Raw genomic sequence first — 20,398 nt, forward strand, 5'->3', positions numbered from 1 at the left:
GACCCGGGCCGCGGTACGTCGCGTCGGGGGCTGCTCGGTAGGATCGAGGGGTGTCGACCCAGCAGGAACCCGTGCCGTCCGACGTGCAGTCGCTGAGCTACGAGGCCGCGCGCGACGAACTCGTGCGCGTCGTCGCCGAGCTCGAGCAGGGGTCCGCCACGCTCGAGCGGTCGCTCGCGCTCTGGGAACGGGGCGAGTCGCTCGCCGCCCGGTGCGAGGAGTGGCTCGTCGGCGCGCGTGCCCGGCTCGACGCCGCCCGTGCCGCCTCGGCCGACGCGGACCGCGCGCAGGCCGCCGGCGACCAGGACGGAGCGGTCCGGTGACCGACCGGGACGGACGCCCCGTCGTCGCCGAGCTCGGTCGGCCGGAGACCCCGGAGGAGACCTGGGCGCGGAAGGACGCCGCCCGCCGTGCGCGCCGCGAGCACCAGACCGCCTTCAACCTTGTCATCGCCCTCATCGCGTCGCTCGGCATCGTGCTGTTCCTCGTGCTCGTCGTGGTCCGACCGAACCAGACGGTGGACCGCTCGGTCGACTACCAGCAGGTGGCCGCCGGTGCGGACGTGCCCGGCGTGACGCTGGCCGCGCCCGACCTGCCCGACGGCTTCACGTCGAACCGCGCCGACTTCCAGGACAAGACGTCCGACGGGGTGCGGGTGTGGACGGTCGGGCTCGTCACGCCGGACCGGCAGTACATCGGTCTGCAGCAGGGCCTCGAGGCCAACGCGTCGTGGGTGTCGAACCAGCTCGACCAGAAGCCGGCCACCGGTGACCGCACCATCGACGGCACGAAGTGGACCGTGTACGACCGCCGCGACGAGGGTCGCGACGCCGGCAACCACGCGTACTCCCTCGTGACCACCTTCGGCAGCAACACGATCGTCCTGTCCGGCACCGCCGACGACCGGTCCTTCACGACCGTCGCCCGCGCCGTGACCGAGCAGTTCGCCCAGCAGCAGTAGCAGCCACCAGCAGCAGCAGACCCGACCGACCCCGAGCACGAGGAAGACCATGCCCGACCGCGCCGCATCCACCCCGTCCGACGCCCTCCGCCTGCTCGTCGAGGGCAACGCCCGCTTCGCCTCCGACAAGCGCCGCACGGGTCGCATCGACCCGGACCGCCGCGGCGAGCTCACCGGGTCGCAGGCACCGTTCGCGACCGTGCTCGGCTGCTCCGACTCCCGCGTGCCGTTCGAGCACGTGTTCGACGCCGGCATCGGCGACCTGTTCGCCATCCGGAACGCGGGGCAGATCGTCGACGACGTCGTGCTCGGCTCGATCGAGTTCGCCGTCGTCGCCCTCGGCACTCCGCTCGTCGTCGTGCTCCGGCACACGCGCTGCGGCGCCGTGGCCGCCGCCCGGTCCGGTGAGCCCGTCCCCGCTCCGCACCTGCAGGCCCTGGTCGACGCGATCGCGCCCAGCGTCGAACAGGTCCGGGCGACCGACGCCGAGCTCCCGCAGGAGTCGGTCGGCGCCGCGCACCTCGAGGCCACGCTCCGCCAGGTGATCGAGCGCTCCGGCGCCGTCTCGGACGCGATCGCCGAGGGTAGGTTGGCGGTCGTCGGGGCGACCTACGACCTGGCCACGGGCGAGGTCACCATCGACACCGTGGTGGGCCAGGCCTGACCGGTCGCCACCACGAGCGCCCGGACACCCCCGGGCACCGAGCCAGCGGGGCGACCGCCCCGACGGGCACCGAGCCAGCGGGGCGACCGCCCCGACCGTGCACCACAGGAAGGACCACGACGACGTGACCACCACCGAGACCGACCAGACCGACGGCTTCCGCATCGAGCACGACACGATGGGCGAGGTCCGGGTGCCCGTCGACGCCCTGTACCGCGCGCAGACGCAGCGCGCGGTGGAGAACTTCCCAATCTCGGGCAGCGGGCTCGAGCCGGCGCAGATCGTCGCCCTCGCGCGGATCAAGCGGGCTGCGGCCGTGGTGAACGGGTCGCTCGGCATCGTGGACCCGGCAGTGGCCGACGCGATCGCGCAGGCCGCGGACGCGATCATCGGCGGCGAGCACCACGACCAGTTCCCGGTCGACGTCTACCAGACCGGCAGCGGCACCTCGTCGAACATGAACATGAACGAGGTCCTGGCGACGCTCGCGACCCGCATCGCCGGCACGGACGTCCACCCGAACGACCACGTCAACGCCTCGCAGTCGTCGAACGACGTCTTCCCCACGTCGGTGCACGTCGCCGTCACCGAGGCCCTCATCCGCACCCTCGTCCCGGCGCTCGAGCACCTCGCCGCGTCGCTCGAGGCGAAGGCGACCCTCTGGGCGGACGCCGTGAAGTCCGGCCGCACCCACCTGATGGACGCCACCCCGGTCACGCTCGGCCAGGAGTTCGGCGGCTACGCCCGGCAGGTCCGGCTCGGCGTCGAGCGGGTGCAGGCGACGCTCCCCCGCGTCGCCGAGGTCCCGCTCGGCGGCACCGCGGTCGGCACCGGCATCAACACGCCGAAGGGCTTCCCGCAGCAGGTCATCGCACGGCTCGCGGAGGACACCGGCCTGCCGATCACCGAGGCGCTCGACCACTTCGAGGCCCAGGGCGCGCGGGACGCCCTCGTCGAGGCGTCCGGTGCCCTCCGGGTCGTCGCGGTCAGCCTCACGAAGATCAACAACGACCTGCGCTGGATGGGCTCCGGGCCGAACACCGGCCTCGGCGAACTGCACATCCCCGACCTGCAGCCCGGCTCGTCGATCATGCCCGGCAAGGTCAACCCGGTCATCCCCGAGGCCACCCTCATGGTCGCCGCGCGGGTCATCGGCAACGACGCCACCGTCGCGTGGGCCGGGGCCTCGGGCGCCTTCGAGCTCAACGTCGCCATCCCGGTGATGGGCACGGCGCTCCTCGAGTCGATCCGCCTGCTCGCGAACAGTTCGCGCGTCCTCGCCGACAAGACGATCGACGGACTCGAGGCGAACCTCGAGCGCGCCCGCTCGTTCGCCGAGTCGTCGCCGTCGATCGTGACCCCGCTCAACCGAGTGATCGGGTACGAGGCCGCCGCCAAGGTGGCGAAGTACGCCGTCGCCGAGGGCATCACCGTCCGCGAGGCCGTCGTCGCCCTCGGCCACGTCGAGCGCGGCGAGGTCACCGAGGAGCAGCTCGACAGCGCCCTCGACGTGCTGAGCATGACGCACCCGAACTGACGCGGGTCCCCACCCGACGGACGGGAGGCGCGGTGCCGGCCGGCACCGCGCCTCCCGTCCGTCACCCGGTCGCGTCAGTCACCCGGTCGCGTCCGTGCGCGAGGCTCGCGCCAGCGGACACGTCCGCGGTCGCGCGACCGCGAAGGTGTCCGCCCAGCCGAGCCTCGTGCCGGCGCGCGGAGCCGCGCTACACCAGGTCGGGCGAGTCGAGCAGCTCGGTCACGAGCGCGGCGATCGCCGAGCGCTCCGAGCGCGTCAGCGTCACGTGCGCGAACAGCGGGTGCCCCTTGAGCCGCTCGATCACCGACGCGATGCCGTCGTGCCGGCCGACCCGCAGGTTGTCCCGCTGCGCCACGTCGTGCGTCAGCACCACGCGCGAGTTCTGCCCGATGCGCGACAGCATCGTGAGCAGGACGTTGCGCTCGAGGGACTGCGCCTCGTCGACGATCACGAACGCGTCGTGCAGCGACCGCCCGCGGATGTGCGTCAGCGGCAGGACCTCGAGCATGCCGCGCTCGACGACCTCGTCGAGCACGTTGTCGGACACGAGCGCCCCGAGGGTGTCGAACACGGCCTGCGCCCACGGGTTCATCTTCTCGGCGGCGTCGCCGGGCAGGTACCCGAGCTCCTGGCCACCCACGGCGTAGAGCGGCCGGAAGACCATGATCTTCTTGTGCTGCTGCCGTTCGAGCACGGCCTCGAGCCCGGCGCAGAGCGCGAGCGCGGACTTGCCCGTACCGGCCGAGCCACCGAGCGAGACGATGCCGATCTCCGGGTCGAGCAGGGCGTCGATCGCGAGTCGCTGCTCGGCGGACCGGCCGCGGAGGCCGAAGACCTCGCGGTCGCCGCGGACGAGCGACACGGCGCCGGCCTCGTGCACGCGGCCGAGCGCCGACCCGCGCTCCGAGTGGATGACGACACCGGTGTTCACCGGGACGCCCGCGAGCTGCGACGAGCGGATCTCCTCGCGCTCGTACAGGTCCGACATCTGCTCGCCCGACACCTGCAGGTCGGTGATGCCCGTGTAGCCGGAGTCGACCGCGAGCTCAGCGCGGTACTCCTCCGCCGCCATGCCGATCGACGACGCCTTCACGCGCAGCGGCAGGTCCTTCGACACGACGACGACGTCGAGCCCGTCGTTCGACAGGTTCGACGCGACCGCCAGGATCCGCGAGTCGTTGTCACCGAGTCGCAGCCCGGACGGCAGGACGGACTGCTCGGAGTGGTTCAGCTCGACGCGGAAGGAGCCGCCGTCCTCGAGCGCGATGGGGAAGTCGAGGCGCTCGTGCTCGATGCGCAGGTCGTCGAGCAACCGCAGGGCCTGGCGTGCGAAGTACCCGATCTCCGGGTCGTTGCGCTTGGCCTCGAGCTCGCTGACGACGACCACGGGCAGGACCACCGCGTGTTCCGCGAACCGGAACAGGGCCCGCGGATCGCTGAGGAGCACCGAGGTGTCGAGCACGTACGTGCGCTGGGCGACCGGTGTGGACGGGTCCGCGGTGGGCCGCTGGGCGGGTTCGCGAGAGACGTTCTGAGAGGTCACGACCACTCCATCCCCGGGCCGCGCTCGGCCCGGTCACTGTCCTCGAACGCGGCCGTGGAGCGGTCCCGAAGCACCGACCGTGGCCGCTTCGACCGGGCACTGTGCCCGATGCGGCCAAGCTACGACCCGCCCCTGACACCGACTCCGCGACACGCTGAGCCGCAGGTTACGGTCGCGTGAACGGCGGCACGGGCGCGGGAGGCAGCGCCGCGCAGCGCGGAGCGCACCGCGCTCGCGCGCTACTGCATCGTCGCGTAGGACAGGCAGGCGTCGCGGAACACGTCGAGCGTCGCGTCCGTCGTGGACGCGAACACGGACACGCGGGCGACCCCGAGGCGCGTCGTGACCGTGACCCCGTGGTTGTGCAGCGCCGCGGACAGCGCCGTCAGTCGGCCCTGGGCCGGTCGGAGCACCACGATGCCGGCACGTTCGCGCGGGTCGCGGCTCGACTCGACCTCGAGCCCGAACTCGTCGGCGATGTCGAACACCCGCTCGACCCGCTCGGCGACGCGCTCCTGCACCGCGCCGACGCCGACCGACACGAGCCGCTCGAGCGACACCGCCATCCGGGCCTGCGCCACGGGGTCGATGCGGGTCATCTGGTACCCGGCGGCACCGGGCTTGACGGAGGGGACCTCGGTCGGCCAGCCGGTGGTGCCGTGCGGACCGGACAGCGCCGGACGCAGCCGGTTCAGTGCCCGGTCGCTGAACGCGGTGAACCCGGTCCCCCACCCCGCGTGCAGCCACTTCTGGCCGCCGGTGGCCACGACGTCCGCGACCTCGTAGGGAGCGTCCACGACGCCGAAGCCCTGGATCGCGTCGACGATGAGCAGGCGGTCGCCGATCACCTCGCGGATCGCGGCGAGGTCGGCCAGGTACCCGGTCTGCCAGTCGACGAGCGACACGGCCACGGCGGTGACGTCGTCGGTCAGGCGGGACGCGATCAGCGACGGGGTCATCCACCCGGCGCCGGACTCCACCACGACGGGCTGCACCCGGCCGCCGGTCGCCGAGGCGGCGCTGGCGAGCGCGAGCGGCAGCGACGGGTACTCGTCCGCGGCGACGAGCACCCCGCCGGTCAGGCCGAAGGCGGTGTGCAGCAGCCCGGGCGTCGTCGCCGCCTGCGAGACCACCTGGTCCTCGCGGCGACCGACGAGTCGGGCGGCGACCGTGCGGACCCGGGCGTCCTGCTCGTCCATGGTCTCCATCGCGCCGAAGCGCATGCGCTCCTGGATCGTCCCGAGGACCCGCTGCTCCTCGAGCACGGCGGTCTGCACGGGACCGAACGCGGCGTGGTCGAGGTAGCCGGGCTCCTCGGCGAAGCCGCTCACGTACTCGGCGATGTTCACAGGGGCAACCTTCCGTGGGATGGGAACCCTGTGAGTCTACTGGGATGGTGAAGGCGCAGCGAACCCTGACCGATCGGCGCAGTCCGGTGCCGGGGCGTCCGTCAGCCGCCGAAGCGCCGGGACCGCAGCCCGAAGTCGCGCACCGCGCGGAGGAAGTCGACCTCGCGCAGGTCCGGGTAGAACGCCTCGACGAAGTAGAACTCGCTGTGGGCGCTCTGCCAGAGCATGAAGTCCGACAGCCGCTGCTCCCCCGAGGTGCGGATCACCAGGTCGGGGTCCGGCTGACCCTGCGTGTACAGGTGGTCGCCGATGAGCTCGGGCGTCAGGACCTCGGCCAGGTCGTCGAGCGTCCCGCCGCCCTCGCCGTGGGCGCGCACGATGCTCCGCATGGCGTCGGCGATCTCCCGACGGCCGCCGTAGCCGACCGCCAGGTTCACGTGCAGTCCGGTGTGGTCGGCGGTCCGGGCCTCGGCGGCGGTCAGTGCGGACACGAGGGCGGGGGGCAGCCCCTCGTCCGCGCCGACGTGCTGGACCCGCCAGTCCCGGTGGTCGGCGAGCGTGCCGGCCAGGTCGGCGATGATGCCGACGAGCTGCTCGAGCTCCTCGCCGCCGCGCCCGGTCAGGTTGTCGGCGGACAGCAGGTAGAGCGTCACGACCTCGATGCCGAGGTCGTCGCACCAGTCGAGGAACTCGGGGATCTTCGCGGCGCCCGCCCGGTGCCCGTGCGCGGCCGACTCGAGGCCGAGCTGCTTCGCCCAGCGACGGTTGCCGTCCACGATCATGGCGACGTGCTTCGGCATCGCGCGGGTGTCGATCTGCCGGCGGATACGACGCTGGTAGGCACGGTAGAGGACGCCGCGCCCTGCCCATCCCACCCTGCCGGTCACGGCACGACTGTAGTGCACCGCGCCCGGACCGCGCTGGAGCCGAGCAGGCCATGGACGCTCGGCTGCCGTTCGGCCAGGGGCCCTACTGTCGGCCCATGCACGACGAGACCGCCACGCTGCCCCACGTGCCGTTCACCGAGGAGGCGGCCGCCGCCGAACCCCGGCCGGCCTGGCGCGGCTGGATCCACCTCGGCACGTTCCCGTTCGCCGTCGCGATGGGCATCGTGCTCATCTGCCTGGCGGACAGCGGTGCCGCGAAGGCCGGCAGCGCGGTCTTCATGGCGACCTCCCTGCTCATGTTCGGCGTCTCGGCGACCTACCACCGGTTCCCGTGGGGCCCCGCGGTGAAGAAGGTCCTCAAGCGGATCGACCACACCAACATCCTGCTGCTCATCGCCGGCACCTACACGCCGATCGCGATCTGCGCCCTGCCCCACACGCTCATGGTCGTGGTGCTGTGGGTGATGTGGTCCGGCGCCGCACTCGGCATCGCGTTCCGCGTGCTGTGGATCAACGCGCCGCGCTGGCTGTACGTGCCGATCTACCTCGTGCTCGGCTGCGCCGCGCTCGGGCTGCTGCCGCAGTTCTTCGCCGCGAGCGTCCCGATGACGGTGCTCGTGCTCTCCGGCGGGCTGGCCTACGTGATCGGCGCGCTCGTCTACGGCTTCAAGCGACCGGACCCGGCACCGACGGTGTTCGGCTTCCACGAGGTCTTCCACGCCCTGACGGTCGTGGCCTTCGCCGCCCAGTGGGCGGGCGTGCTCATCGTGGCGCTGGACCCGGTGCGCTGATCCCGGTGCGCTGGACCGTGGGCGCTGACCCGGCGGGCTGACGCGACCGGACGACGGACGGGAGGCCCGTGGCGCGCTCGCCACGGGCCTCCCGTCCGTCGTGTGCGGACTCAGCCGCGCTCGGTGTCGTCGCCGACGTCGGCCCGGCCGTCCTCCGCGGCGCGACGCGCCGCCTCGCCCGTCGACGTGCGGTCACCGGACCCCGCGTCCGCCTCGAGCCGCTCCCGGACCTCCGAGCGGTAGCGCGTGCGACGGATGCGACGGGTCATGTCGACGACCAGCAGGATCGTCACGACCGCGACGACCGCGATGGCGATGAAGCCGGCGACCCCGGGGGTGACGTCGACGTCGGGCACGACCGACGGGCTCGGGCTGGGGGCGGCGGCGATGGCCGTCAGGATGGTGCTCACGCGGTGGTGTCCTCGTCGTCAGGGATCCCCGCGAACAGGTCGGACTCCGGCAGCTCGGTGGGCACGCGTGCCTCGACGAGCTGGTAGTCCTCGGTGGGCCACACCGTCGCGAGGAGGTCGTTCGGCCAGTAGAAGAAGGCGCTGTCCGGCGGCACCTGGCTCGCGTGCGCACGGAGGGCGGCGTCGCGGGCGTCGAAGTACTCGTGCACGTCGACGTGCGTGGTCGCGAGGTCGGGCCGGTCGGCGAACCGCTCGACCCACTCGCGCAGCTGCTCGAGCGCCGGGCTCTCCGGGTCGCGCTCCCGCAGCGCCTCGTAGATCGTGCTGAACCGGCGGGGGTTCATCGTGCGCTCGTAGTAGAGCTTCGACACCGACCACGGGGCACCGGCGGCCGGGTACTTCGCCGGATCGGCGGCGTCCCGCCACGCGGCCATCGAGACCTCGTGCGTCCGGATGTGGTCCGGGTGCGGGTAGCCGCCGTTCTCGTCGTACGTGACGAGCACGTGCGGACGGAACCGGCGGACGACGCGGACGAGTGCCTCGGTCGAGTACTCGAGCGGCACCGTCGAGAACGTGCCGGGGCGCACGGTCTCGCCCTGCTCGGCGTCGGGCAGGCCCGAGTCGTGGTAGCCGAGCCACACGTGGTCGATGCCGAGCGCAGCCTGCGCGGCCGCCATCTCGCCGCGGCGGAATCCCGCCATGTCCCGGTGCGCGCGGCTCGTGGACGGCTCGCCGAGCTGCTCGTTGAGGATGTCCCCGGCCTCGCCGCCGGTGCACGACACGACGAGGACCTGGTGCCCCTCGTCGACGTACCGGGCGGCGGTCGCGGCTCCCTTGCTCGACTCGTCGTCGGGGTGGGCGTGGACGGCCAGCAGGCGGTACGGCACGGTGTTCCTCACGGGGTGCGAGTCGAGTGGGGCGCGCACGCGGCGTCCGCGTGCATGCGGGCAGCGCACAGCGGGGCGTGAACTACCCTGGGGATCAGGATAATCACCCCGGGAGCCCCCAACTGTCCGAACCGCTGCACCCCGCCGGATCCGCGACCACCGCGTCGTCGGCCGCCACCGCTGCGACCCTGGACGACCGGTACGGCCGGACGCCCGACCGACGCCGGCGCGGCCGGCTGTTCGGCGTCCTCGCGGCGATCGCCGTCGTGCTCGTCTTCGTCGCGTGGGTGGTCTGGGCCGGGCTCGACCAGACCTCGCACGGACTCGACAACACCGAGGTCGGGTACACCGTCGTGTCCGACCACCGGACGGTCGTGCACTCGCAGGTCTCGGTCGATCCGGGCACCGAGGCGAAGTGCGCCGTGCAGGTGCTCGACAAGTCGTACTCGATCGTGGGGTGGAAGGTCGTGACGCTCCCGGAGTCCGACCAGCGCACCCGGACCATCTCGACCGACGTGAACACGACGACTCGCGGCGTGACCGGCTTGATCCACGACTGCTGGGTTCCCTAGACTCGTCTGATTCGCGGACGAGACCGGCCACACCGGCCGGTCTCGTTCTCTGTCGAAGGGAACCCCACATGAGCAACGACACCCAGGTCACCTGGCTGACCCAGGAGGCGCACGACCGTCTGACGGCCGAGCTCGCGCAGCTCTCCGGCCCCGCCCGCAAGGAGATCGCGGACCGCATCGAGGCGGCGCGCGAGGAGGGCGACCTCAAGGAGAACGGCGGCTACCACGCCGCGAAGGACGAGCAGGGCAAGATCGAGGCCCGCATCCGTCAGCTCACCGAGCTGCTCAAGCACGCCACCGTCGGCGAGGCGGACTTCGACGGCACCGTCGAGCCCGGCACGGTCGTGACCGCCGTGATCGCCGGCGACGAGTCCACCTTCCTCGTCGGCAACCGCGAGATCGTCGCCGAGGGCTCGGACCTGACCGTCTACAGCCCGGTCAGCCCGGTCGGTGCCGCGATCGTCGGGCTCCGCGCCGGCGAGAAGACCAGCTACACGGCCCCGAACGGCAAGGAGATCGCCGTCGAGGTCACGAAGGTCGAGCGCTACGAGCCGTAGGGCGCGCCGCCCTCGCACGACCGGAAGCAGCTCGCGCCACGTGATCACGTGGCGCGAGCTGCTTGCCGTCGTGCGGCGCCTCAGCGCGCCACGACCTCGCGGTGCGTGAGCGCCCGCACGCACGGGAAGCACACGAGGTCGCCGACCGCGACGTCGCCCGGCAGGAGCGCCTCGCGGCCGGCGGTGCCCGTCGCGTTCGTCGTCACGGTGACCTCGGCCGAGGGGGCGACCGACCGCCGGCCGATCAACCGCGCCTCGTCGAGGACGGCGCAGTCCGGGACCACGGCGTCGAGCTCGACGAAGAGCACGCCCCACGGTCGACGCACCCGCGTGACGGTGGCGACGGTCACGCAGACGTCCGCTGGCACCCAGTCGCGCGGGCGGTACCGCGGCGGCGCCTGCTCGGCCGTGTGCACGCACGGCGTCCCGGCGACGGCGGCCAGGCGCTGCATCGACACGGCGCGGACGCGGACGTCGTCGATCGTGGCCTCGGTGCGCACGGGCCAGAGCGTCGGGTCGAGGGGGTCGGGCAGCGAGGCGCGGAGTGACGGCAGGATCGACGTGAGGGTCATGACGGGAGCATCACGCGCCTCCCGGCCGGCGACACCGTCGCGAACGGAACCCTGACGGTCGGACGCGCGCTCCGTGCGGAGCGCTGACGGGACGGCCGTGCCGTCAGTGCTCGAGCAGCTCCGGGCGGAAGCCGACCTCGTGCAGGCGCTGGATGACCTCCTGCGCGTGCTCCGGGCCGCGGGCCTCGATCGACAGGTCGAGGGCGACCTCGTTGATGACGAGCCCCTGCCCGTGCCGGGTGTGGAGCACCTCGACGACGTTCGCACCGGCGTCCGAGATCACCTGGGCGACGCGGGCGAGCTGCCCCGGGCGGTCCGGCAGCATGATGCGGATGCCGATGTAGCGCGAGGCGGCGACGAGACCGCGGGTGATGACGCGCTCCATCATGAGCGGGTCGATGTTGCCCCCGCTGAGCAGGACGACGGTGCGCCCGGTGTCGCGCACGGCACCCGACATGATCGCCGCGACACCGACGGCGCCGGCCGCCTCGACGACGAGCTTCGCCCGCTCGAGGAGCACCAGGAGCGCCCGGGCGGTGTCGTCGTCGGACACGGTGACGATCTCGTCGACGTGGTCGCGGATGATCGGGAAGTTCAGCTCGCCGGGGCGGGCGACCGCGATGCCGTCCGAGATCGTCGGCTTCGTCGTGATCGTGACGGGCTGGCCCGCTCGGATCGACGACGGGTAGGCGGCGGCGTTCTCGGCCTGGACGCCGACGACCCGGATCTCGCGGCCCTGGCGCTCGGCGATGCCCTTCACCGCGAGCGCGATGCCCGCGATGACCCCGCCGCCGCCGATCGGCACGACGACCGTGTCGACGTCGGGGACCTGGTCGACGATCTCGAGACCGAGCGTGCCCTGTCCGGCGATCACCGCCGGGTGGTCGAAGGGCGGGATGAACACCGCACCCGTGCGGGCGGCGAAGTCCTTCGCGGCGCTCAGGGCCTCCTCCACGGAGTGCCCGCGGAGCACGACGTCCGCGCCGTAGTGGCGCGTGGCCTGCAGCTTCGGCAGTGCGACGCCCACCGGCGTGAAGATCGTGGCGGGGATGCCGAGCTCCCGGGCGGCGAGCGCGACGCCCTGCGCGTGGTTGCCCGCGCTCGCGGCGACGACGCCGGCGGCGCGCTGCTCCGGGCTCAACGCCGCCAGGCGGTTGTAGGCCCCGCGGACCTTGTAGGCGCCGGTGCGCTGCAGGTTCTCGCACTTCAGGTGCACCGGTGAGCCGAGCAGCTCGCCGAGGAACTGCGACGTCTCCATCGGCGTGACCCGCGCCACCCCCGCGATCGTCTCCCGCGCCGCCTCGATGTCCGCGAACGTCGGGAACGCCACGGTCTGCTGCTGGGGCACGGAGGTGTCGGTCACGCCCCCATCATCGTCGCTCGCGGCCGTCACGGCGAACCCGTTACGTCAGTTCGTGCTGGCGGTTCCCTCAGCAGCCGTCGGCTGCCGGTCCGCCCCGGGCGGCGGCACGTCGTCGCCGACCTGGTGCCGACGTCGGCGCATGAGCTGGATGCGGCCGTGCTGCCCGCGCTTCGGGGTCGCCTCGAGCACGTGGTCGGAGTCGAGCCCGCGCCACCGCCCGCTCGCGATCGTGGTGACCATCGCGTTCAGCGTCGCGATGAGCGGCACGGCGAAGAACGCGCCGGCGATCCCCGCCAGGCCCGACGCCGCGGTCACGCCGAGCACCACCGCGAGCGGGTGCACCTTGACCGCGTTGCCCATCACGAGCGGCTGCAGGATGTGCCCCTCGATCTGCTGCACGAGCAGGACGACACCGAGGACGAGCACCGCGGCGAGCGGACCGTTGAAGATGAGGGCGACGAACACCGCGAGGAACCCGGTGACGATGGCGCCGACGACCGGGATGAACGCACCGAGGAACACGAACGCGGCGATCGGGATCACGAGCGGCATCCCGCCGAAGAACAGGCCGACGATGTACGCGCCGAGGCCGATGCCGACCGCGTCGACGAACGCCACGAAGATCTGCACGCGGATGAAGCTCGTGAGCGTGATCCAGCCCGCGACCCCGGCGCCGTCGACCGCGGCCCGGGCCTTGCGCGGGAACAGCCGGACCGTCCAGCGCCAGACGTTCTTGCCGTCGACGAGCAGGAAGATCGTGGTGAACAGGATGATGAAGAGCGCCTCGAAGACGTGCGTCGCACTCGAGCCGGCACTCGCGACGCCGGAGAGGATCTGCCCGGAGTTCTCCTGCACCCACCTCGTGCCGTCGTTCAACCACCCGTTGACGTCGCCCTGGGTGATCCCGAGGCCGGAGTTGAGCACGAGGTCGCGGATGTTCGCGTACTGCTCCACCGTCCGGTCACGCAGCGACGGGTAGGACGCGATGATCTGGTCGATGACGAGCCAGATCAGGCCGCCGAGCGCCGCGAGCCCGCCGAGCAGGCTGATGACGACCGCCAACCACTTCGGCACGTGGTGCCGCTGCAGCCAGTTCGAGATCGGGACCAGCAGCGCGGACACGACGATGCCGAGGAGGAACGGGATGAGGATCTGGCTGAACACCGTCATCAGCCAGATGAAGACCGCGATGACGCCGACGACGACGAGCACGCGCCACGACCACGCCCCCGCGATCCGCATGCCCGTGGGGACCGAGTCCTCGACCACCGGATCGGGATGCGTCGGCGGCTGCGTCGGCTGCGACTCCGTCCGTGTCGGCGCCTGCGTCCGCTTCCTGCCCCATGCCATTCCGCCACTGTATCCACGGGGTCCTGGCCGCGTTCCTGGCGCCGCGCCCGCCCGCGTGCAGCGTGTCGGCAGGCATCGGTAGCGTCGGTCCCATGGTCAGGTCCACGCTCTCCGCCGCCGAGGCCCGTCGTGTCACGCTGGCCGCGCAGGGGTTCGGGGCCGCGCCCGCCGACACCGTCGCCACCAGGACGCTGACGAGCACGATCGGACGCCTCGGCCTGCTGCAGATCGACTCCGTCAACGTGTTCGAGCGGAGCCACTACCTGCCCCTGTTCGCGCGGCTCGGCGGCTACGACCGCGCCGTCCTCGACCGGTTGACCCTGACCCGCCGCGGCCCGTACGCCGAGTACTGGGCGCACGAGGCCGCGTTCGTCGCGCGGACCGACCTGCCGCTCTTCCGCTGGCGCATGGACGCGTACCGCGAGCGGGACGCACGGCCGAACCGGGTCGCCGGGGTCGAGCGCACGGCCGGCGTCCGGCGCGAGCTCCGGGCCCTGCTCGCCGCCGAGGGACCGATGCCCGCGAGCGCCGTCGAGCACGAGGCGAACGTCCGACGCGGTCCCTGGTGGGGGTGGAGCGACGTCAAGACCGGGCTGGAGCAGATGTTCCGCTGGGGCGAGGTCGTCAGCGCCGGCCGCTCGGGCTTCGAGCGCGTGTACGCCCTGCCCGACCAGGTGCTGCCGGTCGGTGCGCTCGAGACCGCTCCCGACCGCCACACCGCGATCACCGAACTCGTGCGCCGCGCCACGCGGGCGATCGGCGTGGGCACCCGCGCCGACCTCGCCGACCACTTCCGGCTCCGGTCGGACGACACCGCCGCCGCGATCACCGAGCTCGTCGACCGCGGCGAGCTGCTGCCGGTCCGCGTCGAGGGCTGGCGCGAGCAGGCGTGGCTGCACGCCGGTACGCGGGTCCCCCGCCACGTCACCGCCGACGCGGTGCTCAGCCCGTTCGACCCCGTCGTCTGGTTCCGTCGTCGCGCGGAACGCATGTTCGGCTTCCACTACCGGATCGAGATCTACACGCCGGCTCCGAAGCGGGTCTTCGGCTACTACGTGCTGCCCGTGCTGCAGGACGACCGGCTGACCGGACGCGTCGACCTGAAGAGCGACCGCCAGCGTGGCGTGCTCCGGGTCCGGACGGCCTGGCAGGAGCCCGGCGAGCACCTGGACGCCGAGCGGCTCGCCGTCACGCTGCGACGGGCGGCCGCGTGGCAGGGTCTCGACGGGATCGAGGTCACCGACCGGGGTACCGCCGCCGCCGCGGTCGCGGGAGCGCTCGGAGTCGCGCTGGTCCCGCACGAGGCCGCCGACGATCCAGCGGCAGCCGACGCGGACGCCGACGACGTCACCACCTGACGTCGGCCTGGAGGCCCGTGGCCGGCCCCGTCAGACGCCCTCCGGCCCGCCGGGTGGCTCGGTTCCGGGCCGCGGTCAGAAGCGGTCGAGGCTGTTCCGCAGGCGCGTGATCCGGTCCGGCAGTGGCGGGTGCGTCGAGAAGAGCCGGTCCATCACGCCCGGGCGCATCGGATCGGCGATCCACAGGTGCGCCATCGAGGAGTTCTGCGTCCGGGTCGGCCGGCCGTACGCGCCGAGCTTCTCGAGCGCACTCGCCAGGCCCTCCGGGTACCGGGTCGTCATCGCACCCGTCGCGTCGGCGAGGTACTCGCGCTGGCGTGAGACCGCGGCCTGCACCGCCGCGGCCGCGACCGGGGCCACGAGCACGGCGACGAGTCCGGCGACGATGAGCACGGGGTTGTTGCTGCCCGAGTCGTTGTTCCGGCCACGTCCGGCCAGCCCGCCGAACACCGAGATGCGCAGCAGCACGTCCGCGATGAACCCGACGGCGACCACCAGCCCGAACACCATGGTCGAGACCCGGATGTCGTGGTTCCGCACGTGCCCGAGCTCGTGCGCCATGACGCCCTCGAGCTCCCGGTCGTCCATCAGTGCCAGGAGTCCGGTGGTCGCCGCGACGATGGCGTGCTCCGGGTCACGCCCGGTCGCGAACGCGTTCGGTGCCGGGTCGTCCACCACGAAGACCCGCGGCATGGGCGTCCCGGTCGTGATGGCCAGGTTCTCCACGGTCCGCCAGAGTCGTGGTTCGGTGGTCCGGTCGACCTCGACGCCGCCCGCGATCGCGGTCGCCTGTCGTGCCGCCGTGAAGTACTGCAGCGCCGCGTAGCCGATCGCCACGACGAGCACGACGACGCCGATCGAGACGTTCCCCGCGAGGTACCCGCCCAGGAACCCGAGGGCCCCGATCACGAGCAGGAACACCAGGACGATGAGGACGGTGTTGCGCTTGTTCCGCGCGATGGCGCTGTACACGGGTCAGCCCGACGCCGCTGGGGTCAGAACTGCACGCGTGGCGGCTCGGCGATCGCCGCCGGTTCGGCGGACTCGAAGAACGTCGCCTCGGTGAAGCCCTTGCTCTTGGCGAAGGTCGAGTTCGGGAAGACGCGGATCTTCGTGTTGAGCTCGCGCACCCCGCCGTTGTAGAAGCGTCGGGCCGCCTGGATCTTGTCCTCGGTGTCGACGAGCTCGGACTGCAGCTGCAGGAAGTTCTGGCTGGACTGCAGCTGCGGGTAGCCCTCGGCCACCGCGAACACGCTCTTCAACGCCTTCTGCATGTGCCCCTCGGCGGCGGACGCGCTCCCGGCGTCGCCCGCGGTCAGGGTCTCGGACCGGGCCTTCGTCACGTCGTCGAAGACGGACTTCTCGTGCGTCGCGTACCCCTTGACCGTGTCGACGATCGTCGGGATGAGGTCGGCACGGCGCTTGAGCTGCACCGAGATGTCGCTCCAGGCCTCGTCCACGCGCACCTTCAGCGTGACGAGCGAGTTGTAGGTCACCCAGAGGTAGATCCCGACCACGACGAGCAGGACCACCACCACTCCGACGACGATCAGCGTCGTGACGAGTCCGGTGTCCATCGGGGCGTTCTCCTTCGCGCGTCGGGTCCGACGCGGGAGGACCGCAGCCGGTGCGTGGCCGTCGGACGGCCGGGCACGATCCTACCGAGGCCGACCGGGTCGTCCCTGCCGTGGGCGGGGGTTCACGGGTGATTCCCGAGTGATGCCCACCGCTCGTCCGGTCGCCGCCCGGCCACGTCGGTCTGCGGACACATCATCCGTGTGGTGGATTGACCATCGCGGCGAGATCGCGTGGGATGGAGCCGGTGAACACGCTCGGGGACAACGTGGACGAGGGGGCCGTCGCGGACGGCCGCGTCCGGCGACCCCGGACGTCGACGCGTCGGTCGGTCCGCGGTGCCGGTGCCCTGGCCGCGGCCCTGGCCGCCGTGCTGCCCGTGGTCCTCACCGTCCTGCTCGGCGCGCCGAGCGCGTCCGCTGCCGCCGCGACGACCACGCCGGTCCCGTCGCCGACGACGTTCCCGCAGTTCGGCACCCTGCCGCCCGGCACGGGGACCCCGACGCCCCTGCCCTCCGACCGTCCCGCCGTCCGACCGACCATCGCCGACCCCGGCGACGTCACGACCGCGACCGTGCGCCTGCACGGTCGCGGGACCCCCGGCCACCGCGTCCGCGTCGCCGGGCCGGCGGCGACCGGATCGACCGGGTGCACCGCGACCGTGCCGGCCTCCGGCGCGTGGTCGTGCATCGCGACCGTCCGCTCCGGTCCGCAGCAGGTCTTCACCGTGACGGACGGCAGCGACCCGGCACTCGGCTCGTCGAGCGCTCCCGCCTCGGACGTCGTCGTGCCACCGTCGGTCACGACGGACCGTCCGACGATCGGGCCGGTCACCGGCACCGGCTTCCCGGGCGCCTCGGTCTCGGTGTCGGTGGCGGGGAGCGCCGGCGACCGCACGACGACGGTCGGCCCGGACGGTCGGTGGACGGTCGCGATCACGGGCCGCGACGGCCGGCACACGGTCTCCGCGGTGCAGACGGCCAGCACGGCCGACGGGTTCCGCTCGGACCTCCGCAGTGCGGCCTCGGCACCCCGGACGGTCCTCCTCGACCGCACGGCCCCGGCTGCTCCGGTCGTCACCGCACCGGGAACGGGCGAACGGGTACCGTCGCAGCCCTTCGTGGTGCGGGGCACCGGCGAGCCGGGCGCGGTGCTCACCGCCTACCTCGACCGGGCACCGGTGTGCCGGAGCGACGTCGGCCCGGACGGCCGCTGGGCCTGCACGACCACCGGGTCGACCGTGGCCGCGGGCACCCACACCGTGACCGCCGTCCAGCAGGACGCTGCGGGCAACGCCTCCCGGTCCTCGACGGGTGTCCGCGTCCTGCTGCCCGGGCGGAGCGCCCAGCCGACGGACGGACCGTCCGCGACGCCCGGCGGCGGCGGCAGCGGGGTCCCGAGCCCGTCGGCCCCCGGGACGACCCCGGGCGCCGGACCCGGCGGCACCGACGGCAGCGCGGGCGCCACCCCCGGGGCCGGAGCGAGCGGCACCGGCACCGGCGGCGGGAGCGCGCACGGCGGCGGCACCACGGGCGGCGGCACGACCGGCGGCACCACGGGCGACGGCCAGCGCGGTGCCCCCGATTGGTCCGGACCCGCGGGCGACTGGACGGCCTCGACGGCGTACGACCGCGGCGTCCCCACGATCCAGGCGTCCTTCTCGTGGGGCACCGTCCTCCTCGCCACCGGCGTCGCCGCGGCCTTCCTCCTCCTCGTCGCCGCGCCGCTCGCCCTCGTCGGGGCGTCCGTGCGCTGTCGGCTCCGCAACCCGTTCACCGGACTCCTCGGGCGCAACCGATCCCGCGCCGAGCGACGGCTCGGCGACGACGTGCTGCCCACCTGGGCCGCCGTCGCGATCGGGGTCGGCGTCGTCGGGGTGTCGACGCTCCTCGCGGTCGGCGCCTCGTTCGAGGCCCGGTACGTCCGCCTGGCGGTCGCCGTCCTCCTGGGCGCGGCGGTCACGACGGCGGTCGTCGTGCTCGCCACACGGTGGGCGGCGGGTGCCGACCGGGCGTCGGTCGGCTTCCGGGTCTCGCCGTGGCTCGTCGTCGCGGCCCTGGTCGCGTGCGGCGTGACCCGGCTCGGTGACCTCTCCCCCGCCCTCGTGGTCGGGGCGGTCCTCGTCCCCGTCGGCCGACCGGGAGCGGACACGGGCGCGCTCCGCCTCGGGTCGACCCTCGCGTCCGGCGTCCGGGTCGCCACGGCCCGGTCGGTCGGCCTGCTCGTGGTCGCGGCGCTCGGCTGGGTGCTGCACTCGGTGCCGTCCGGCTCGGGGTTCTGGTCGGCCCTCGTCGCGGAGTTCGCGACCACCCTCTGCGTCGGCGCCGTCGGCGCGCTCGTCGCCACCCTGCTCCCGGTACCGCGTTCGGCGGGCGCCGTCCTCGCCGCGGGCGCCCGCGCCCGCTACGTCGGCCTGACGGTGGCCGCGGTCGCACTCGCCGCGGTCGTCGCCGGTCCCGCCCCCGTCGCGCCCTCGCCGACGGAGGTCGCCGTGGCCGCCGCGCTCTGCGCGGCAGGGGGCGCCCTCTGCTGGGCCTGGCTCCGCCGGGGCCGGCCGACGACCTCCCGCCACTGACCACACGGACGGGAGGCGCGTGTCGGGGTCCCCGCGCGCCTCCCGTCCGTCAGGTGGTCACCCGGCGGCGTGCGCCTGCGTCCGGCGCGGCACGCCCCGTCGGAACAGGCCCGGCAGCAGCCCGCCGATCTTCGTACCGATGCACAGGCTGACGAAGGTCGCGAGCGGTGTCCCGAGCGCGACCGGGTCGAAGGTGGCCACCGCGACCAGCCCGACGGTGCCGGGCACGAGCAGCAGGAACGCGGGGAAGAACGACACCGTCGCGGGGACCACCGGCACGAGCCGTTCGAGGAGCCGCGTCGCGACGAAGAGCAGGGCCGCCGCCGCGCCGGTCGCCACGACGCTGCCCCAGAGCGGCGTCGTCCCGCTCACGACGGCGTAGGCGCTGACCATCACCGCGACGGACACGAGCGTCAGCCGCCAACCGGAGCGGAAGACCAGGCCGAGACCCACCGCCAGGCCGACCACGGCCACCCACGACACCCAGTAGGACGGCACGGCCTCCCACCCGCCGCGCAGTGTGCCGACACCGGCGACCTCGCCGACGAGCGCCGCCGAGGACGGGTCGACCCGGAGACCGGTCAGCGCGCTGCCGGCGGCGATGCCCGCGGCCATGAAGCCGAGCATGATGAGGCCCTGCACGAGGCGGGACGCCCCGGTGACGATGTCGGCGGCGGTGAGCTCGAGCAGGGCGTTCGTGATGAGCGCACCCGGCACGAACACCGCCACGGGGGCGCAGACGGCGAAGAGCGGGACGTGGTCGAACCCGGTGCCGGCGGCGACCAGGCCGACGACCGTCGTCGACATGAAGGCCGCGAGGAACGGGATGATGGCGACGGCCTCGCGGAAGCGGCGGAGCAGCAGGCTGAGCACGCCGACGAGGGCGCCGACGACGAGCGCGAGGACGATCGCCCACCAGGGGCAGCGGAAGACGACGGCGAGTCCGACCGAGGTCAGGGCGTTCCCGGTGATCCACGGCAGGGCCGGCGGGGGCACGGTGCCGGCGCGGATCGCCCGGACGCGCGCGGGGATCTCGGCGAGGGCGATCGACCCGCGCTCCAGGCCGAGCACCAGGCGGTTCGCGCGGGCCGCCTGGCGCGACGAGAGCTCGACGCCCTCGGCGTTCACGATCGTCGCGGCCCCGGTGGCGACCTCGCTGACCATGACGAGCGCGGGGAGCACGCCCACGGCGAGCGTGGGGCCGACCCCGGCGGCGTCGCGGGCCTTCTCGAGCGCGGACCGCACGTCGGTGACGGAGCTGCCGGCGTCGAGCAGCAGGGCGCCGAGGGTGCCGAGCAGCATGCCGACGGGGACCGTCTCGCCGTCGACGACCTCGACGTGCGCCTCGGGACGGTTGAGCGCGTTGCGCAGGTTCGCGAGGGCGCTACCGAGTCCGACCACGAGGACGATCGTAGGTGCTCGCCGGAGCGGTCCGCTCCCGCGCTGG

General features: G+C 73.3%; 20 protein-coding genes. 9 read left to right on the forward strand and 11 right to left on the reverse strand.

Annotated features, from left to right (window positions below; genetic code table 11):
• Positions 1–50 precede the first annotated feature (50 nt).
• From QUG92_RS04305 to QUG92_RS04320, 4 genes are all read left to right on the forward strand, one after another.
• Positions 51–323, forward strand: coding sequence for an exodeoxyribonuclease VII small subunit (locus QUG92_RS04305; protein WP_069711692.1), 273 nt, complete (start codon positions 51–53; stop codon positions 321–323).
• Positions 320–961, forward strand: a complete 642-nt coding sequence (locus QUG92_RS04310; protein ID WP_289457784.1) for a DUF4245 domain-containing protein — start codon at positions 320–322, stop codon at positions 959–961. Before QUG92_RS04305 ends, QUG92_RS04310 begins: the two co-directional genes overlap by 4 nt.
• Positions 962–1,010: 49 nt before the next feature.
• Positions 1,011–1,625 carry a carbonic anhydrase gene (locus QUG92_RS04315; RefSeq protein ID WP_069711694.1) on the forward strand — a complete coding sequence of 205 codons (615 nt, stop codon included), beginning with the start codon at positions 1,011–1,013 and terminating at the stop codon, positions 1,623–1,625.
• A 124-nt stretch (positions 1,626–1,749) separates the two neighbouring features.
• Positions 1,750–3,162 carry a class II fumarate hydratase gene (locus QUG92_RS04320; RefSeq protein ID WP_182047147.1) on the forward strand — a complete coding sequence of 471 codons (1,413 nt, stop codon included), beginning with the start codon at positions 1,750–1,752 and terminating at the stop codon, positions 3,160–3,162.
• 187 nt (positions 3,163–3,349) lie between these two features.
• On the opposite strand, the gene phoH2 is transcribed toward QUG92_RS04320, so the two are convergent.
• From phoH2 to QUG92_RS04335, 3 genes are all read right to left on the reverse strand, one after another.
• Positions 3,350–4,705, reverse strand: a complete 1,356-nt coding sequence (gene phoH2, locus QUG92_RS04325; RefSeq protein ID WP_259346193.1) for an RNA 5'-3' helicase PhoH2 — start codon at positions 4,703–4,705, stop codon at positions 3,350–3,352.
• Positions 4,706–4,944: 239 nt separating this feature from the next.
• Positions 4,945–6,054 (reverse strand): aminotransferase class V-fold PLP-dependent enzyme, encoded by a 1,110-nt coding sequence (locus tag QUG92_RS04330; protein ID WP_289457786.1) that lies wholly within the window; start codon positions 6,052–6,054, stop codon positions 4,945–4,947.
• A gap of 101 nt (positions 6,055–6,155) precedes the next feature.
• Positions 6,156–6,941, reverse strand: a complete 786-nt coding sequence (locus QUG92_RS04335) for an isoprenyl transferase (RefSeq protein WP_259346194.1) — start codon at positions 6,939–6,941, stop codon at positions 6,156–6,158.
• Positions 6,942–7,036: 95 nt separating this feature from the next.
• Here QUG92_RS04335 and trhA point away from each other — a divergent pair, with 95 nt between their 5' ends.
• Complete coding sequence (gene trhA / locus QUG92_RS04340) at positions 7,037–7,732, forward strand: PAQR family membrane homeostasis protein TrhA (RefSeq protein ID WP_220456235.1); 696 nt, start codon at positions 7,037–7,039, stop codon at positions 7,730–7,732.
• Between the two features lie 110 nt (positions 7,733–7,842).
• On the opposite strand, the gene QUG92_RS04345 is transcribed toward trhA, so the two are convergent.
• Together QUG92_RS04345 and mca are read right to left on the reverse strand one after the other, a co-directional pair.
• The gene (locus tag QUG92_RS04345; protein ID WP_289457787.1) at positions 7,843–8,142 is read right to left on the reverse strand and encodes a hypothetical protein; all 300 of its coding nucleotides are present in this window, start codon (positions 8,140–8,142) and stop codon (positions 7,843–7,845) included.
• Positions 8,139–9,029: a mycothiol conjugate amidase Mca gene (gene mca, locus QUG92_RS04350; RefSeq protein ID WP_289457909.1), complete on the reverse strand. Its 891-nt coding sequence runs from the start codon at positions 9,027–9,029 to the stop codon at positions 8,139–8,141. Before mca ends, QUG92_RS04345 begins: the two co-directional genes overlap by 4 nt.
• 77 nt (positions 9,030–9,106) lie before the next feature.
• Here mca and QUG92_RS04355 point away from each other — a divergent pair, with 77 nt between their 5' ends.
• Entirely contained in the window at positions 9,107–9,601 is a 495-nt protein-coding gene (locus QUG92_RS04355; RefSeq protein WP_182047152.1) for a DUF4307 domain-containing protein, read from the forward strand.
• Between the two features lie 68 nt (positions 9,602–9,669).
• Positions 9,670–10,158: a transcription elongation factor GreA gene (gene greA, locus QUG92_RS04360; RefSeq protein ID WP_289457788.1), complete on the forward strand. Its 489-nt coding sequence runs from the start codon at positions 9,670–9,672 to the stop codon at positions 10,156–10,158.
• A gap of 80 nt (positions 10,159–10,238) precedes the next feature.
• Here the strand turns inward: greA and QUG92_RS04365 are convergent, their stop codons facing one another.
• From QUG92_RS04365 to QUG92_RS04375, 3 genes are all read right to left on the reverse strand, one after another.
• Positions 10,239–10,730, reverse strand: a complete 492-nt coding sequence (locus tag QUG92_RS04365; protein ID WP_289457789.1) for a hypothetical protein — start codon at positions 10,728–10,730, stop codon at positions 10,239–10,241.
• 103 nt (positions 10,731–10,833) lie between these two features.
• Positions 10,834–12,093 (reverse strand): threonine ammonia-lyase, encoded by a 1,260-nt coding sequence (ilvA, locus tag QUG92_RS04370; protein WP_259346195.1) that lies wholly within the window; start codon positions 12,091–12,093, stop codon positions 10,834–10,836.
• A 45-nt stretch (positions 12,094–12,138) separates the two neighbouring features.
• Positions 12,139–13,443, reverse strand: a complete 1,305-nt coding sequence (locus tag QUG92_RS04375; RefSeq protein WP_289457790.1) for an AI-2E family transporter — start codon at positions 13,441–13,443, stop codon at positions 12,139–12,141.
• A 92-nt stretch (positions 13,444–13,535) separates the two neighbouring features.
• Here QUG92_RS04375 and QUG92_RS04380 point away from each other — a divergent pair, with 92 nt between their 5' ends.
• Positions 13,536–14,801 (forward strand): winged helix-turn-helix domain-containing protein, encoded by a 1,266-nt coding sequence (locus QUG92_RS04380; RefSeq protein ID WP_289457791.1) that lies wholly within the window; start codon positions 13,536–13,538, stop codon positions 14,799–14,801.
• A gap of 75 nt (positions 14,802–14,876) precedes the next feature.
• On the opposite strand, the gene QUG92_RS04385 is transcribed toward QUG92_RS04380, so the two are convergent.
• Both QUG92_RS04385 and QUG92_RS04390 read right to left on the reverse strand, forming a co-directional pair.
• Positions 14,877–15,773: a M48 family metallopeptidase gene (locus QUG92_RS04385; protein ID WP_069711702.1), complete on the reverse strand. Its 897-nt coding sequence runs from the start codon at positions 15,771–15,773 to the stop codon at positions 14,877–14,879.
• A 23-nt stretch (positions 15,774–15,796) separates the two neighbouring features.
• A complete protein-coding gene (locus QUG92_RS04390; RefSeq protein ID WP_069711703.1) occupies positions 15,797–16,378 on the reverse strand; it encodes a LemA family protein in 582 nt (193 codons plus the stop codon).
• A 245-nt stretch (positions 16,379–16,623) separates the two neighbouring features.
• Here QUG92_RS04390 and QUG92_RS04395 point away from each other — a divergent pair, with 245 nt between their 5' ends.
• Positions 16,624–18,951: a hypothetical protein gene (locus tag QUG92_RS04395; protein ID WP_289457792.1), complete on the forward strand. Its 2,328-nt coding sequence runs from the start codon at positions 16,624–16,626 to the stop codon at positions 18,949–18,951.
• Positions 18,952–19,008: 57 nt separating this feature from the next.
• Here QUG92_RS04395 and QUG92_RS04400 read toward each other — a convergent pair whose 3' ends face one another.
• Complete coding sequence (locus tag QUG92_RS04400; protein ID WP_289457793.1) at positions 19,009–20,352, reverse strand: threonine/serine exporter family protein; 1,344 nt, start codon at positions 20,350–20,352, stop codon at positions 19,009–19,011.
• Between the last annotated feature and the right edge of the window lie 46 nt (positions 20,353–20,398).

Source organism: Curtobacterium citri, assembly GCF_030362955.1.
Classification (GTDB): domain Bacteria; phylum Actinomycetota; class Actinomycetes; order Actinomycetales; family Microbacteriaceae; genus Curtobacterium; species Curtobacterium citri.